The following is a 15633-nucleotide window of genomic DNA, read 5'->3' on the forward strand; positions in this document are numbered from 1 at the left end:
ACCTCAGACACTGGCCGACGACAGACTGCGTCCGCCGCAGACATACAAGGTTTGTCCGGTCACATAGGAACTGGCTGGGTCGAGGAAAAACTCCACGGCGTTGGCGATGTCATCGGGGGTGCCAATGCGTTTTACCGGCACGGTTTCCTTGAGTTTTGCCTGAACCTCAGGGGCGAAGCTCTGGAACAGCGGGGTATCGACAATGCCGGGCGCGATGGCGTTGACAGTAATGCCCTTGGCGGCGAACTCGATGGCCAGGCTGCGGGTTAAGCTCACCACGCCGCCCTTGGCCGCCGAGTAGTTGGCCTGGCCGAAACCGCCGAGCCAGGCCCTGGAGGACATGTTGACGATACGGCCGAAGCCTTTTTCCAGCATCAACGGCAGGGCGGCCTTGCAGCACAGAAATTGGGCACGCAGGTTGGTATCGACAACCAGATCCCAGTCCTGCTCGGTCATGCTCAGGAAACGCTTGTCCCTGACCACACCGGCGTTATTGACCAGAAAGTCGAGCGACCCGTGGGCTTCGTGGATCCGTGCAAACGCCGCAGTGACAGCCTCACCTTCGGTCAAGTCCAGCGCAATGCCAGTGACCTTCAAACCATGCCCCGTCAAGGCCTCAACGCTTGCGGCGAGTGTTGCTTCGTCGCGGTCCAACAGATAGACAAATACGCCTTGGCGCGCCAGTCGTTCGGCGATAGCCAGGCCGATGCCGCGAGCGGCGCCGGTGATCGCGGCGACCTGTGTGGCAGTGAAATTTCGAGTGCTCATCTCAAACTCCCAGAATGTGGACGGCAGAGGCGGCGTGATCGACGCCAGCAATACCGCCACCGGTGCATTGCGCCAGGCCCAACTTCGGTGTGCCAGCCTGACGACTGCCGGCGCGCCCTTGCAATTGCCAGGTCAGCTCGACCATTTGCGCGACGCCGGTAGCGCCCAGCGGATGACCCTTGGCAAGCAGACCGCCACTTGGGTTAACCGGTACGCGGCCGCCAAGCGCCGTAGCCCCCGAGTGCAACAGCGACACGGCTTCGCCCGGCGCCGCTAGGCCGAGGGCTTCGTAATAGAGTAATTCGGCGATAGTGAAGGCGTCATGCAGTTCAACCACGCCGATGTCAGCAGGCGCTACACCGGCTTGCTCATAGGCCATGCGTGCAGCCCTCGCGGTGATTTCGGCATCGAGAATGTCGTCATCGCCGGTTTCACGCATGCCCGAGACAACGATCGACCCCAGCACCTTGACGGCTTTGGCCTGTGGTCCCGGCTGCGTTCCAAGCACCATCGCGGCAGCACCATCGACTTGCGACGGGCAACACTGCAACAGGGTCAGCGGGTCGGCGATCATCCGCGAACTCAGCACCTGTTCCAGGGTGACTTCGGTACGCTGCTGCGCATACTCATTGAGCGAACCGTGGTGGCGGTTTTTCACAGCGATAGCCGCGAGGTCGGCTGGTTTGGCATCGCGCTCATGGATAAAGCGGGTGGCACGCATGGCGTACACCGCAGGCAGCACCATACCGGCGGTTGCGTACAGGTCGGTCATGCGATCGTTGCGCTGCATGGGGATGGTACCGCCGCCCAGCGCGGTCAATTGCTCGATGCCAAACACCAGTACCCGCTCGTATTGCCCGGCCAGCAGTGCATGCCGAGCCAGGTGGACCGCCGTGGCGCCGCTAGCGCAGGCGTTTTCGATGTTGTAAACCGGAATGCCCTTGAGGCCCAGGTCACGCAGGATCACCTGGCCGAGAATCATCCCGCCCAACACATTGGCGCAATAAACCGCCTGGATGTCGGCCAAGGCAATGCCGGCGTCGGCCACCGCGTCAAGAATCGCTCGCTGGGCAAGCTCCGGTGCCATGACATCAATGTGGCGGCCAAATGGCGTCATCGCGGCGCCCATTACATGCATCTGGGTCATGGACGTACCTCCAGGGATTCGAATACGTAGCCAAAAGTCTCGTCGGCAATCACACGGCATTTTTCGCCAATGAACGGACGGCCGCTGCTGCCATTGAGGCGACCGAACAGGCGGACCGGACCGGGCAGGTCGACGTAGGCCAGAACGAAGGGGTTGAGCCCGCTCTTGGGGCTGGGGTGCATGATGGTGAAGCTGTACACGCGGCCTTCCACGCTCAGGGTGGTGTCCTGGAACTGATCAGCCAGGGGCGAATCGGCAGGTACCGCGGGAAAGAAGATTTCGTCAGTGCCAAGATGTCGCGAGGCAGCAAGACCGGGCGGTGTGGTGGATGCCCAGATAGGTGACGGACTGTTCATGTGACCTCCTGTTTTTATTGACGCTCGATAGCGAACGCCTGGAGGTATGTTCGGGCACGCCTTAATGGGCGACAAACGATATAAAAACGCTGTTGAGTTGAGAAAAAATCAAACCAACAGGGGGAGAAGGGCTCATTGAGTGACAGTGATGGAAGCGGGCCTCACCGGCCCGTCCGGGTTACTTTATGCCGACAAATCAGTCAGCGAAGACAACTTGCCTGCCTCCAGATAGGAGGGGAGTGAGGCTATGTCGAGGGATGCCCTTCGATGGTTGCCCCGGCCATTTTCTCGAGCACTTTGACCACATGGGTCATGTCGCGGGCCGGGTCGCCTTCGCTCATGGCTTGATCGAAGAACTGTTTGACCACGGCGCAGGTGAACGCCGGCGTGCCGATGTTTTCCGCCTCGGCGAGAAACAGCCGTACATCCTTGCGCATTAGGTCTAGGCGGAAGCCGAAGTCGAATTGGCGCTGCATGACAGTACCGGCCAATATCTGTTCGCTGCTGAAGCTGCGCGCGGTGCTGGCATTGAGCATTTCCAGCATTTGCCCGGGTTCGAGCCCGGACTTGACACCGAACAGCAGTGCTTCGCTGGTGGCCACCAGGGTGGCGCCAACGATCATGTTGTTGACCAGCTTCAACGTCTGGCCCAGACCTGGTGTAGTGCCGATATGCTCGACTTTTTTGCCGAAACAGGCGAACACCGGCTCGCACTGTTGGTAGGCGGTCTTGTCACCCCCCACCATGACCGAGAGGGTGCCATTGAGAGCGCCTGTTACGCCACCGGCCAAGGGCGCGTCCAATGCCTGGATTGCGCGATCGCGCAGAGCCTGTTCAATACGCCTGGCCATACTCGGTCCGGTGGTCGAGTGGTCCACCAGGATTTTCACCTTTTGACCGTGGATGACCCCGTTGTCGCCCAATACCACGTGCTCGACAATATCCGGCGTCGGCACGCAGATCAGAACGATCCGTGCGTGATCGGCGACTTCGCGGGGGCTGCCATGGTTGTGCGCTCCGCGTGCGAGCAAGGGAGCTAATACTTGCGGATTGGGGTCGAAGAGACTTAGGCCATAGCCATTGTCGAGCAGGTGGTGGGCCATTTTCTGACCCATGGCGCCCAACCCGATAAAACCGATGGTTTCGTTCGATGCAGAGGTTGAATGCGCAGGAAGTGGGCTCATGGGGTGTCGTCCTTATTATTGGAAAGACATCATCCTAGGTGCGGCGATCACCTTGCGACAAAGGAGTTATTGGCCCGTTTTGGTTGACAAAAACTCAAGCGCTTTCACGGGTCAAATGTGCCTGTTCGAGGATCCACTCGCGAAAAACCCGCGTGTCATCGCTTTCTTCGCGGTGCTTGGGCGTGAGCAGATAATAGGTGTACACGCCCATGTCGACGATTTGCTCGAAAGGCCTGATCAGGGTGCCGTCCCGTAGCTCTTTCTCGACCAGGAACAACTGCGCCATGGCAATGCCCTGGCCTCCGACGGCAGCGGCATAGACCATCGAAGAACTCTGATATGACATGCCGGCAAGCGCATCGACGTCTCGGCTCACACCACTTGCCTCCAGCCAGTAGCGCCAGTCCTCGGGTCTGGCGATCGAATGCAGCATGGTGTACTGCGCGATGTCGGCGGGTGTGTTCAGGCCCGGGCCGTGTTGCAAAAGCGAAGGGCTGCAGACTGGTGCAAGGCGGTTGTCGCTCAACACGTAACAATTGCAATTGGGCCATTCGCCGGAACCAAGACGGATCGCGGCATCGATGTCTTCCTTGTAAAAGTCGACCGGCTCAAGCGATGCGGTCAACAACACCTCGATCTTGGGATGTTCGGCGTGAAAGCTGGCCAGCCTGGGTATCAACCATTGCATGGCAAACGTGGTGTAGGCACGCACCTTGATTTGCCGACGCAAGGGCGGCGACATGAGTTTCTTCGTGGCGCCGCGCAAGTCTTCGACCATCCTGGCCACCGCACGGAAATATTGTTCGCCGGAATGGGTCAAGGTGATTTGCCGGTGCCCCCGGACAAACAGGTCGAGTCCGAGAAACTCCTCGAGCGCGCGGATCTGCCGACTCACCGCACCCGGCGTGACATTCAACTCATCGGCAGCATGGGTGATGCTCAAATGACGCGCTACGGACTCAAAGGCGCGGATGGCATTCAGTGGCGGCAGTCGGTCCATGGAAGTCATCTCTTGTTGTTGGAAGTTACTGTATTGGAAAAAACGAGGACGCGGAGTGTATTTAATTGCCCGGTGCATCCCAACAATAAAGTGAACGCTTGATAAAAGCTCAAGGTGGGCGCTCGTTTTAATCGATTGTCGTCCGGGGTCTGCGATTTCTACGATCGGCGCGCACGCGCCATCTGGTCGTGTTGCAGCTCCCGACAACAATAAGAGATCCATCTATGAAGATCGCTAGAACGCGCCATCGCAAGCATATTCAACGAGCCTCAGGACTGGCATTGTGCGGCGCAGTCAGCACTGTGCATTCGCCGGCATATGCGGACTTCATCGCCGACAGCAAAGCCAGCATTGATTTACGCAACTACTACTTCAATCGCGACTTTCGCCAATCAGGTGCGGCGCAAAGCAAGGCAGAGGAGTGGGCACAGGGTTTTGTCCTGCGCTATGAGTCCGGCTTTACCCCCGGAGCGATCGGCGTTGGCCTGGATGCGTTGGGCATGCTCGGCGTCAAGTTGGACTCCAGTCCATCCAGGACCGGCACGGGGTTGCTCGTTACCGACCGTGACGGCCGGGCCCAGGATGAATACAGCAAGCTGGGGCTGACCGCCAAGTTACGCGTGGCGCAAAGCACGCTGAAAGCCGGCACCCTGATGCCCAAACTGCCGGTGGCGATGTACAACGATACGCGCTTGTTGCCACAGACTTTTCGTGGTGCCTGGCTCAACAGTGTCGAGTTGAGCAACACGACCTTCGATCTCGGGCGACTAGACCGGATCAATCTGCGCAACTCAACCGACAATGAGCCCATGACGGTCTTCAACGGCGCCGCACGCAATATCAGGGTTGGTCGGCAGGCAAGCAGTGAGCGCTTCGACTTCGCCGGCGTGACCTATCGCTGGACGCCGACGTTGAATACGGCTTACCACTATGGCGCCTTGGACGGCATCTACCGCCAACATTACCTGACGTTGAGCCACAAGCTGGCGCTCACCGAGCGACAATCGCTCACGTCCGATATCCGCTGGGCGCGCAGCCTCGATGAGGGCGGCAGCAACGTCGAAAACTCCGCCCTGGGCGCAATGTTTACCTACAGCGCGATCGGGCATTCGGTAGGCCTTGGCTATCAACGTATGAGCGGGGCCACCGGTTTCGCCAACCTCAATGGCACCGACGCTTATTTGATCAACCTGGTGCAGATCAATGATTTCGGCAATCAGGATGAGCGTTCCTGGCAGCTACGCTACGACTACAACTTCACGGCGCTTGGCATTCCTGGCCTGACCTTCATGACCCGCTATCTGTCGGGTGACGAGGTGACTGTGCACAACCGGGCTCAGGCTGGAAAGGAGTGGGAGCGGGACACGGAATTGGCGTATGTCATTCAGAGTGGTGCATTGAAAAACCTTGCCGTGAAATGGAAGAACGCCAGCACGCGCAGCAACTTTGCCAGCGATATCGACGAGAACAGGTTGATTGTCAGCTACTCCCTGGCGATCTGGTAAATAGTTAACGAAAAGGGCACAGCCAATGGCTGCGCCCTTTTGTTTTTTGTGTGGAAAGGACTTAAAGGCGAATGATCACGGACTTGAGCTGGGTATAGTGGGAGAGGGCGTCGATACCTTGCTCTCGACCGTAGCCACTTTGCTTGAAACCACCACAAGGCGTCTGGACGAAACCGCCACTGTACTCGTTGACGACAATCCGGCCAGCCTCCAGTTGCGCGGCAACCCGATGCACCCGGCCGATGTCACGGCTCCAGATGCCGGCACCGAGGCCGAATTCGCTGTCGTTGGCAATCCGCAACGCATCGGCTTCGTCCTTGAAGGGAATGACGCAGACGATAGGCCCAAAGATCTCCTCGCGCGCCAGGGTCATATCGTTGGTCACACCGCTGTAGACCGTCGGTTCGATGTACCAGCCATTCTCATAGCCTGCTCGCGTGGCCACCTTGCCGCCGATGGCCGGCTTGAGCCCCTCGCGCTCGGCGATGGCGAAGTAGCTTTGGATCTTCTCGAATTGCGCGTGGGTGGTAATCGGCCCGGACGTCGAGTCATCCTCCGGGCCGACGCGCAAGGCACCCACCTCGGAAATCAGCTTGTCGACGAAGCGGTCATGGATGCTTTCCTGGACCAGCAACCGCGTGCCTGCCGCGCACCATTGGCCACTGTTCCAGGTAAATGCCTTGGTCGAGCCTTTGGCGGCGGCATCGAGGTCGGCGTCGTCGAAAACGATGTTGGCGGACTTGCCGCCCAGTTCGAGGGTCAGTGGCAGGATGCGGTCAGCGGCGATGTGCCCCAGTTCCTGACCCGCGCGCAGGCCGCCAGTAAAGGAGATTTTGCGGATGTGCGGGTTGTGCGCCATGGCGGGGCCGATCACGCTGCCTTTACCCACAATGACGTTGAAGACACCGGCAGGGACTCCCGCCAGCACGGCAATACGCGCCAGCTCCACCAGTGAGGCAGAGGTGTGTTCGGAGGGTTTGGCCACCACGGTATTACCGGTAGCGAGGGCGGGTGCGATAGCGCGCGCAGCCTGATGGAGCGGGGCGTTCCAGGGCAGGATGACGCCAATCACGCCAAACGGATCACGGCGTGTATAAATGTGATAGTCAGGACCTTGGTTGATGACGTCCCCGTCCATGACGTTGACGATGCCACCATAAAATTCGAAGTACTGGGCGGTCAGGTCCATCAGCGCCGCCATCTCGCTGCCGGGTTTACCGGTATCGGCCTTTTCCAGCGCGCCCAGCGTATTTTCGCTTTGACGGATGATGCGCCCGAATTCATTGAGGATGCGCCCACGTTCGGCGGGGCGCATGTCGCGCCAGCCTTGCAGCGCCGAGGCTGCCGACTCGATTGCCAGAGCCACATCCTTCGGTCCGCTGTTGGCGACTTCACTGATCTTGGCGCCGGTGCGCGGATCGATTTTGTCGACATACTGCCCATCAGCCGGCGCCAGGGAACGGCCATCGACGAAGCTGTTAACTTTTACAAACATTGTGTGTCTCCTCTAAAACTGCAGTGAGGCTCGCCTTTATTGTTTAAAACTCCTTTACGAATTCCTATTACATCCAGCGGCCTCTTATTGCTCAACTGAGTTTTATGACATTGGCGATTGAGCAAATATCAAACGTCTTCAAATAACCTGAAATATTCAATAGACGCCTATGCATTGAGATTTAGTCAAGGGTACAGGGCGTAAATGTCGGTTCACCGGGGGGTGGGTAAATAGCAGTATTAACTCGCAACAAGGCCGCGACTAAAGGTCAATAATAATAGCGCCCACGGGAGCCGTAGAAATGAACAACGACAATAGTTTAATGAGTGCACTGGCACCGGAGTCTGCCTCAGGCGCCAGGGAGAATGTTCAAGGCCGACAACTGACCTATGCTGAAAAAAAGGCCATTGTCGCCGCAACGCTTGGCACCATCGTCGAATATACCGACTGGGTGATTTACGCCACGTTTTCTTCCATCCTTGCCCGCCAGTTCTTCCCGGCGGGGGATGGTATTACCAGCTTGCTGTCGGTATTGGCGATCTTTGCCGTCGGTTTCATCATGCGGCCTATCGGTGGTGCGGTTCTCGGTCAGGTAGCCGACCGCTACGGTCGCAAGAAAGGCTTGACGCTGTCTATTCTGCTGATGTCGCTGGCTTCGCTGGTCATCGGCCTTTGCCCCAACTATGACAGCATCGGAATTGCCGCGCCGATCATTCTGGTCTTCGCGCGCCTGGTTCAAGGGTTTTCCGCTGGCGGTGAATTCGGCTCCGCTTCCGCGTTCTTGATCGAGTCGGCACCTGCACACCGCCGCGCATTTGCTGGTTCGTGGCAATGGTTCGCGATCAATGCCGGGACCATGGTCTCGTTCCTGCTGGGTTTTGGTCTGGCATCGCTGGGCAGTGACGCTGCGTTGAACGACTGGGGTTGGCGCGTTGCCTTCATCATTGCCGCCCTGATGGGACTGATCGCGCTGTGGATCCGCCTATCGGTGCGCGAGACTGAAATCTTCAAGGCGAGCGCCGCGAGTAACGTCAAAAAACGGCCTCTGCGTGAACTGTTCTTCAGCCACAGGAAAGATGCGATGCGGGTGATCGGCATCGCCATGGCCGGTAATTTGCTGAACTATGTATGGATGGTGAGCTATCCCTCGCAGGTCCACCTGATCACCGGGATGTCGATCCGTGACACGTTGCTGGCAGGCGTGATCTCGGTAGGGGTGTCACTGGTGCTGCTGCCCTTTGCCGGGAAACTGGCCGACCGTGTCGGTCGCCGGCCGGTACTGATTGCATTCGCAGTCGCATCGGTGCTTTGGGCGTGGCCAAGTTTCGGACTGTTGCATGCTGGCATCAGCCTGACGGAAGTGACCATCCTGCAAACCATTTCCATGATCATCATGACAGGCTTCGGCGCGGCCTCTGCAGTGACAATGGCGGAACAATTCCCGGCTGAGGTTCGCGTGACCGGAATCGCCTTGCCGTACGCATTGTCTGTGACGTTGTTTGGTGGAACCGCGCCGTATCTTATGGCCTCGATGGCCGGTTGGGGATATGGGCACCTGTTCTGGATCTACCTGGCGGTGATCAGCGCCATCAGTGCCGTCGTCTATCTGCGCATGCCAGAAACCAAGGGCCTGCCACTGCGCTGATTATTTAGTGTTACACCGGTTTCAATCAAACGCCCGATGCACCGCGTCGGGCGTTTTGTAATTTCAGTGATGGATATAGAGGGTGAGCGCGGTTTTGGTTGTTGCACAATTTAATGCGATTAAAGCCAATCCAAACTTAGCTCAACTAAATAGACGTTTAGTTGAATTATCAATGAGTTAGCGGCATGCGTTAGTGTGACCGCTGCTTTCGCGAAGTAGTGATACAAAAAAAGAAGTCGATGATCGTTTCGCCTGCTTGCGCCGAATTTGAAGCATAAATCTGTAGCAGAGGATGCGCACAGCAAGTGTTCCTCTCGAACAGCCGCAATTTTGCATGAGAATTACGTAAAGTTTGTGGTTCGTCATGATGAACAATGCCATTAACCAAGCCTTCCTGCTTACATTGGAGAGGAATCGGAGATCAGCGCGCCAAGCGCAAGGAGTTTTCTGGCAAACCTTGCGCACCTGCATATAAATCAGCCAGCGATTGGAACCTCCTGAAATCTACGCACCAACTCCATGTTGAACGCTGTAGATTTCATAGAGGGGCGTGCTTCAAGACGGGTTTGTGACGTAAGAAATGCCATGCTTGGTTTACACGACAACCTCACATTTTTCCCATGATGACTTCTCAAAACTGCCGAGGTGGAAACACCTAGCAGAGAAGCTAAACTTAGAAGTATCGGCTCAGTGCTGATTTTTGAGGAGCGAAGCACGACTTTGTCGTTTCGCATTTAAATAACTTTTCACGTTAAATTCCCAAAATACTCTGAATTCCTAGCGTGTGGCGATCCACAAGACAATGATTTTTAAGAGTTTTCCAAGTTTAAATGCCTTTTCCATTTTTAAGTAGTGCTCAGAAGTAAATTATTGACATTTCCTTACATAATATTACCAATAAATACAAAGAGATGACACTGTTTTGAACCAGCGCACGATGCATTGGGAAAAACAATTAGTTCAATCTTGAGAACTGATTGCTTTTCCAAGAGAGCGCCGGAACAAATTTTTTTTCGAAGCTGCGGTCATGCTATAGCGGAAGCGAAACCAACTTGGCTTGGACAAGTATTACGCTCATGCCTCCTCGCGCCGTTATACGCAGATGGCGGAACAGCTTTGGAATGTCATATAAATCAAATGCTCACCCGTCGAAAGCGCTTCGTGTGGTCAAATCGCTTGTTTTGGCCATTTGCTTTAGCTTGGATGGCTGAAAGTGTCAGATCAACACCATTTAAATATGGTGGTGATATTAATGCATTACACGTACGCGTATTGTGCTTGTCGCGATTGATGTGCTTGAGAGGATACTAATCACGTACGCATAAACAGCAAGCAAAATATTAGCTTGGCAACTTTTAGGAGTGTCGCGCGATGATTTTAACGTCTGGGCTGCTCGGCAATTAGTTGAGGTGTTCATATTATAAATTGATATAGCGAAATAAAAATTTCACGTTAGATTTAAGCGTGGACAGCCGGAGGCGGGTGTATGAACGCGGGCAAGCATTCTCTCAAGCAAGAGCACAGAAGAAGGATTCTGCAGGAAGCGCGAGCGCGCGGACATGGAAGTAGCAACCTTTGGTACGTGTATAGCGTCAAGCTGAATAGAGATTTGGTACTGCCGTCTGACAGCGCTCTAATTTACTGGGTAGTGTTCCTGGAGACTAATTTAGACGTAGTAGAATTTAGCCAGTCTGAAGGCGGGGATGGCTTCGATTTTCTGGTGAAAAAACATTCAGGAAGTGTGTCTGAAGTGGTTTTTTCGGATCTGGACGAACCTTCAGGCAGCGAAGAGGGACACCCCATTCGTATTTCACGGAGACAGCTTCTGGCAAAGGCACCTTTGGCTATCAAGGCCATGAAAGCGATGGCATATGCAGCGGCGATCAGGGGATCTGCATGTACGGCAGCTTCAAATGCCGTGCGTGCAATTGAAGTATCACTGGGAGCTGGAGATGTTCAGGCTGTGCTTAGAAACGCCCCGCTTATCGCCCCACCCATAATATGCGGTGTCTTGGTCCGCCATTTCATCGCCGGACTCATAGAGATTGATCTAACGAGAGAGTCTTCATTCGGTCGCTATACCCAATGGAAGTGCCGAACATGACCAATAAAGACGTTGAGGCTAACAACTGGGTCGGATCCTTAAGCAAAAGGGCGATAGCGTTTGGAACCTTTCATGACTGGCAAAAGCCAGAGCTGATTGGGCTGACGGAAGTTGAGTTAGAGGATTTTCAGATAAAGTCTCTAGCAATGAAACTCTATTGCGAGGGAGTGCCCATTAAGGACATCGTCGCCGCAACGGGCATAAACAGGCAGTGCATAAACTACTATGCCGCACGCTGTCTGCAGTCGGCGCCGGATGGCATGTGGTGGGGGTGTCGCGCGCTGTTGCCATACTTGCACATAAAAAACTACGGCAGAACCAAATCGGTGGCCCCAAAACTTTCGGAAGCGCAAGGCGGTCATGCAGGCGCATTGGGCATGGTATTTGACAAATACCCGGAACTGGAGAAGCGGTTCAACCGGAAAATTCTCTCTCATGTAGATCCTGAGTCTGAAAACGAATACGCAATCAAACCAAAGACATTGCATAGATTTTTCCTTTCCCTACTCGAAGAGTTCGATATTCAAGAACCTGAGTGGCCATTTAATACCAAATGGTTGGGGCAGCGTTCAGTATGCGAACACATCAGAAATGTTAGGGAGGGTAACTTCAGTCGCGTGGTGCGCAAAGAGGGCGAGCGCGAGGCGAAGGCCCACATGGCAGTCGGAAAAGGGCCGAGGCCCGGGTTGATCTATACCGAGCCCTTCGATGCCGTTGAGATCGACGGGTACAAATTTGACAGCCATTCCTCGGTGCTGATGAAGGCTCCAAACGGCACCTACGTCGCCAAGAGAATTAACCGGATATGGGTTGTCCTCATGTGTGAGTGCGCATCCGAAGCCGTCTTGGCTTACAAGTGTGTTTTCAGAAGTGAGGTCTCTGCCACCGACGTGATCGATGTCATGCGCTATTCGATAGTGGGACAGTCCAGGCCAGAGCCAGTTATTGAAGGACTATATATCCCGAAGGTAGCGGATTACCAAATGAAGTCATTCAAGAATGTAAAGGTGCCTTGTTCACAGTCGTAAAGTTTGATGGGGCGTTGGCGCATCTATCTGAAAAAGTGACGAATGCCGCCAGAAAGGAGCTGGGCTATTTTTGGACGCTCGGCCCTCCAGGGCACTTTGAAAGGCGACCATATGTAGAGCACTTGTTTGGCCTGCTCTCCAACAATGTGTTCTGCCGGCTTTTAAGCACAACCGGACACGGCCCGAACAACGGGCGTGCAGATAATTGCGAAGAGTATGCCACACAGGCTCCAGTACTTGCGGAACACCTGCTGCACCTTCTTGACGTTGAGATCGCGCAGCACAATGCGAGGATCAGTGAAGGGTTGTTCTTTCTGTCGCCATTGGATTTTATCCGGCAAAAGCTGGAACAGAACCGGCATCATTTTTTGGTAAGAACACTACCTGACGCTAGTGATAGAGGAGTTACGATATTGCAACTGAAGAAAATCGTCACTGTTCGCGGTAACACAAAAAACGGACGTCATCCGTATGTTCAGTTTTTGAGGGTTCATTACACCTCCAACTACTTGTACGACGCATGGCCCATGATTGGGAAAAAAATTGTCCTCCATATTAATGAGAACGACTTGAGGTTCGTAACGGCATTCACAATGGAAGGCTTTTTGCTTGGCAACCTGGTTGCGTTAGGGAAATGGGCTGATACCAAGCACGATATGCGAACCCGTAAAGCCATCAACTCAAAAATGGCGGACAGGACGCTGCAGGTCAGTCTCGAGCAAGACCCGGTTCTGGTTTACCTGGCTTACCTAAGTGCCTCAAAGAGCAAGAAGTCCGTTGTTATTTCGGCCGACGCGGTAACCGAGGCAAAACGGGTAGCGAGTGAAGGGGGAGTGCCGTTGGTAGTTGCCGGACCCCGCCCCGCCCCTCTGCCGGCTATCGAGGGAAAACCGTTGGAGTTTTCGGACACATTGATCATTGGCAAAAAGGTTCCTGATCTGAACGCATTGCTCAAGCAGAGGAGGTTTAAAGAATGAATACTACCAACAATGGTTTTGACCGGGAGCTTTACCTAGAGAACCATCCGGTTGTGAGCACTCTCTATACATTGATTACTCCGATGATCGCCAAAGCATATTCGATTTTTCGCGAGCGGGTCTTTTCGAGGCATACGGGCACTTTTCTGTACGCGAAGCCGAGAATGGGCAAAACCAGGTGTGCCAGAATCATTAGGGATCTGCTGGCGGCCGAATTCCCCAAGAAGTACTTTCTGTATCACACCGCGGATGGGAATAAGTCGGCCAAGCTGATCCGGGACTTGGTCGTGGAAGTAGGCCTGTTCAAAAATCCAAAAGAGTCGTACAGCGCCTTGATGGAAAAATTTATTGTCCATGTGCGTGCCGAGGTGGAGTCCCGGGGCGGCGGTCATTTTGTAATTATCATTGACGAAAACCAATTGCTGTCGACAGACAGCTGGAATGAACTGCTGGTCATTCATAACCGTCTGGAAATGCACGGCATCAGCATGACGACGCTGGGGTTCGGCCAGGAAGAAATACTCCAAAAACGACATTTTTTCTTTGGTTTGGGAGCCACCAACTTGGTCGCCCGGTTTTTGTGTGAGCCGATTCGGTTCAACGGCTGCATGTCCGAAGCCGATTTCGAATCCATGCTCAATGAGTATGATGCGAATAAAGAGTTTCCGCTGGACTCTGGCTGCAGTTACACAAACTTCTTCTTGCCCAAGGCCTTCGCGGCAAGTTTCCGCCTTGTCCAGTACAACAAGCTGATCTGGTCTGGGCTGATGAGCGTGGCAGGGGAGAGTGGCCCCGGCGCGTTACCCATGGAACACATGTTCCGTGTGATCGAACGTATCTTGATCAGGTCCCGCCACATGGACTGCTCAGAGTTCAAGCTCACCGAGGGGATCGTCAAGGAGGCCGTGGATTCCAGCCTGATTGCTGAGTTCGTGTCCTTCATGCAACAAGCTCCAAGTAGCGAGTAGATGAAACTCACATATGGGCGATTCAACCACATTCCTTTTGAGTCGTCTTGGGGGATTCTCCTTAAAGCGAGCGCCTTGAACCTTGCATCGCCCCTGCAATTGCTCAGCGGGCTGTTCCGAACCCAACAGCCCAGCTATCCCTCCCAGTATTGGAGAGCCTGTGATGTTGACGACGCGAAACTGGCGGCGGCGCTGTCCCTGCCATATCCAGCAATCAGACGAGCCTTTATCGACAACCTGGTGGAGTGCACTCCGCGGATGTCCCCGGTATGCATCCGGCACTGCGCAAAATGTGTGGCCGTCGGTTATCACTCGGTCTTCTTTTTTCTCCAGATAGTAAAACGGTGTCCTTGGCATAACGAGCTGCTTGAGCCTTGCTCACGCTGCAGCAACGCCATCGTACGTGGACTGGTTGTCACCCATGCGCCGGACGGCTTCAGCACCAAGATGCGCTGCGGTCACTTTTTGTTCGACTCCGCTGGATCCGTTCGCTTGATTTGTGCCACCCCGGACCAGAGACGTAAGTATGCGGAGTTGGGCGCGAGGATAGAAGCATGGCTCGATGCTGCGGGAGCGATGCAGGACCCCTTGGTCAACTATGCAATTTCTTCGCTCCATGCTACCAAGGTGAAAGGCGGGAACAGTGACGAAGAAGAGCGGTTGATCAACATCGGTCTCAATTCAGCAGTTACCGCAGTGGGAGGCTTTCCCGCCCCCAATGCCATCAACCTGATTCCGATTCCCCGATACGAAATGACCTGGGCGACTTACAGCGCCCAAGAGGCTGCTGGTTTTGACTTCAGTGCGCGGCAAGTCTTCCTGTTGTACCGGTGCGTCCGTCGTTACCTGTACAACGCCTACGTGAGACCACATGCGAGCTGCTACAGGTATCTGTCGAGCCTTTCTGCGCGGGGTCGGCATGGCCTCGATTGCCAATGCGCCTGTACGGTTTCCGCGGCCTTTTTGGCATGGCGTGCCGCGTTGCGCTATCGATTCGTAGAGGAGGAAGGGATCAATCTTGTTGCGCCGAACTGGCATGACCGTCCGTCCACGCCTCGTCAGACCATGACACTCTGGATAACGCACTTCTACGCAATTTGGGCCGGCATCGAACTCATGTGCACGGCCTGCAATCTAGATTTGGATCGTTTTTCAGTTGAGCTGTCGGGCAGCAGCTCACTTGTGTTAGGTGCGGAAGCTATCAGCGTCATTGGTGCTGGTTCTCGGCTGAGTTCCGATCTGACCTGCTGGCACGCTTGCCCCGCGTTGCTGTCCCGCTGTACGGACAAGCGATGCGGCATGAGGTTGCGCGTCAGCGACCAGAGCAACTTTCGCGCGCATGAGACAGTTGAGTTCTGGTGCTACGTACCCGAGCCGGCGACCTTTCTACGCTTTTGGTATGGTGATCACATCAAGATAGGGCGTCCGTCGCCGTTTGTTGCTGCGGGGTGACCGG

13 protein-coding genes are annotated in these 15633 nt (G+C 55.1%); 7 read left to right on the plus strand and 6 right to left on the minus strand.

The window, feature by feature from the left end:
* Window positions 1-3 precede the first annotated feature (3 nt).
* The 5 genes from KUF73_RS11160 to gcvA all read right to left on the minus strand — a co-directional run bounded on the left by KUF73_RS11160 (window position 4) and on the right by gcvA (window position 4455).
* Entirely contained in the window at window positions 4-768 is a 765-nt protein-coding gene (locus tag KUF73_RS11160; protein WP_218438098.1) for an SDR family NAD(P)-dependent oxidoreductase, read from the minus strand.
* Window position 769: 1 nt separating this feature from the next.
* Window positions 770-1915: a thiolase family protein gene (locus KUF73_RS11165; protein ID WP_218438099.1), complete on the minus strand. Its 1146-nt coding sequence runs from the start codon at window positions 1913-1915 to the stop codon at window positions 770-772.
* Window positions 1912-2271 carry an OB-fold domain-containing protein gene (locus KUF73_RS11170; protein WP_007980448.1) on the minus strand — a complete coding sequence of 120 codons (360 nt, stop codon included), beginning with the start codon at window positions 2269-2271 and terminating at the stop codon, window positions 1912-1914. The genes KUF73_RS11165 and KUF73_RS11170 overlap by 4 nt, the downstream gene beginning before the upstream one ends.
* 245 nt (window positions 2272-2516) lie before the next feature.
* Window positions 2517-3455, minus strand: coding sequence for an NAD(P)-dependent oxidoreductase (locus KUF73_RS11175; RefSeq protein ID WP_218438100.1), 939 nt, complete (start codon window positions 3453-3455; stop codon window positions 2517-2519).
* A gap of 94 nt (window positions 3456-3549) precedes the next feature.
* Complete coding sequence (gene gcvA, locus KUF73_RS11180; protein ID WP_218438101.1) at window positions 3550-4455, minus strand: transcriptional regulator GcvA; 906 nt, start codon at window positions 4453-4455, stop codon at window positions 3550-3552.
* A gap of 224 nt (window positions 4456-4679) precedes the next feature.
* Between gcvA and KUF73_RS11185 the strand changes: the two genes are divergently transcribed.
* The gene (locus KUF73_RS11185) at window positions 4680-5960 is read left to right on the plus strand and encodes an OprD family porin (RefSeq protein WP_256345566.1); all 1281 of its coding nucleotides are present in this window, start codon (window positions 4680-4682) and stop codon (window positions 5958-5960) included.
* 61 nt (window positions 5961-6021) lie between these two features.
* Here KUF73_RS11185 and KUF73_RS11190 read toward each other — a convergent pair whose 3' ends face one another.
* The gene (locus KUF73_RS11190; protein ID WP_218438102.1) at window positions 6022-7455 is read right to left on the minus strand and encodes an aldehyde dehydrogenase; all 1434 of its coding nucleotides are present in this window, start codon (window positions 7453-7455) and stop codon (window positions 6022-6024) included.
* A gap of 301 nt (window positions 7456-7756) precedes the next feature.
* On the opposite strand from KUF73_RS11190, the gene KUF73_RS11195 reads away from it, so the two are divergent.
* From KUF73_RS11195 to KUF73_RS11215, 6 genes are all read left to right on the plus strand, one after another.
* Window positions 7757-9100, plus strand: a complete 1344-nt coding sequence (locus KUF73_RS11195; protein ID WP_218438103.1) for an MFS transporter — start codon at window positions 7757-7759, stop codon at window positions 9098-9100.
* Window positions 9101-10586: 1486 nt separating this feature from the next.
* Window positions 10587-11204, plus strand: a complete 618-nt coding sequence (locus tag KUF73_RS11200; protein ID WP_218438104.1) for a hypothetical protein — start codon at window positions 10587-10589, stop codon at window positions 11202-11204.
* Window positions 11201-12232 carry a hypothetical protein gene (locus KUF73_RS31350; protein WP_256345568.1) on the plus strand — a complete coding sequence of 344 codons (1032 nt, stop codon included), beginning with the start codon at window positions 11201-11203 and terminating at the stop codon, window positions 12230-12232. The genes KUF73_RS11200 and KUF73_RS31350 overlap by 4 nt, the downstream gene beginning before the upstream one ends.
* Window positions 12217-13209 (plus strand): hypothetical protein, encoded by a 993-nt coding sequence (locus tag KUF73_RS31355; protein WP_256345569.1) that lies wholly within the window; start codon window positions 12217-12219, stop codon window positions 13207-13209. Before KUF73_RS31350 ends, KUF73_RS31355 begins: the two co-directional genes overlap by 16 nt.
* On the plus strand, window positions 13206-14177 hold the full coding sequence (locus tag KUF73_RS11210; RefSeq protein ID WP_218438105.1) for an ATP-binding protein: 972 nt from the start codon (window positions 13206-13208) through the stop codon (window positions 14175-14177). Before KUF73_RS31355 ends, KUF73_RS11210 begins: the two co-directional genes overlap by 4 nt.
* Complete coding sequence (locus KUF73_RS11215) at window positions 14178-15629, plus strand: hypothetical protein (protein WP_218438106.1); 1452 nt, start codon at window positions 14178-14180, stop codon at window positions 15627-15629.
* The last annotated feature ends 4 nt before the right edge of the window (window positions 15630-15633 follow it).

The organism is Pseudomonas sp. PD9R (assembly GCF_019200975.1).
In the GTDB taxonomy this organism is placed as follows: domain Bacteria; phylum Pseudomonadota; class Gammaproteobacteria; order Pseudomonadales; family Pseudomonadaceae; genus Aquipseudomonas.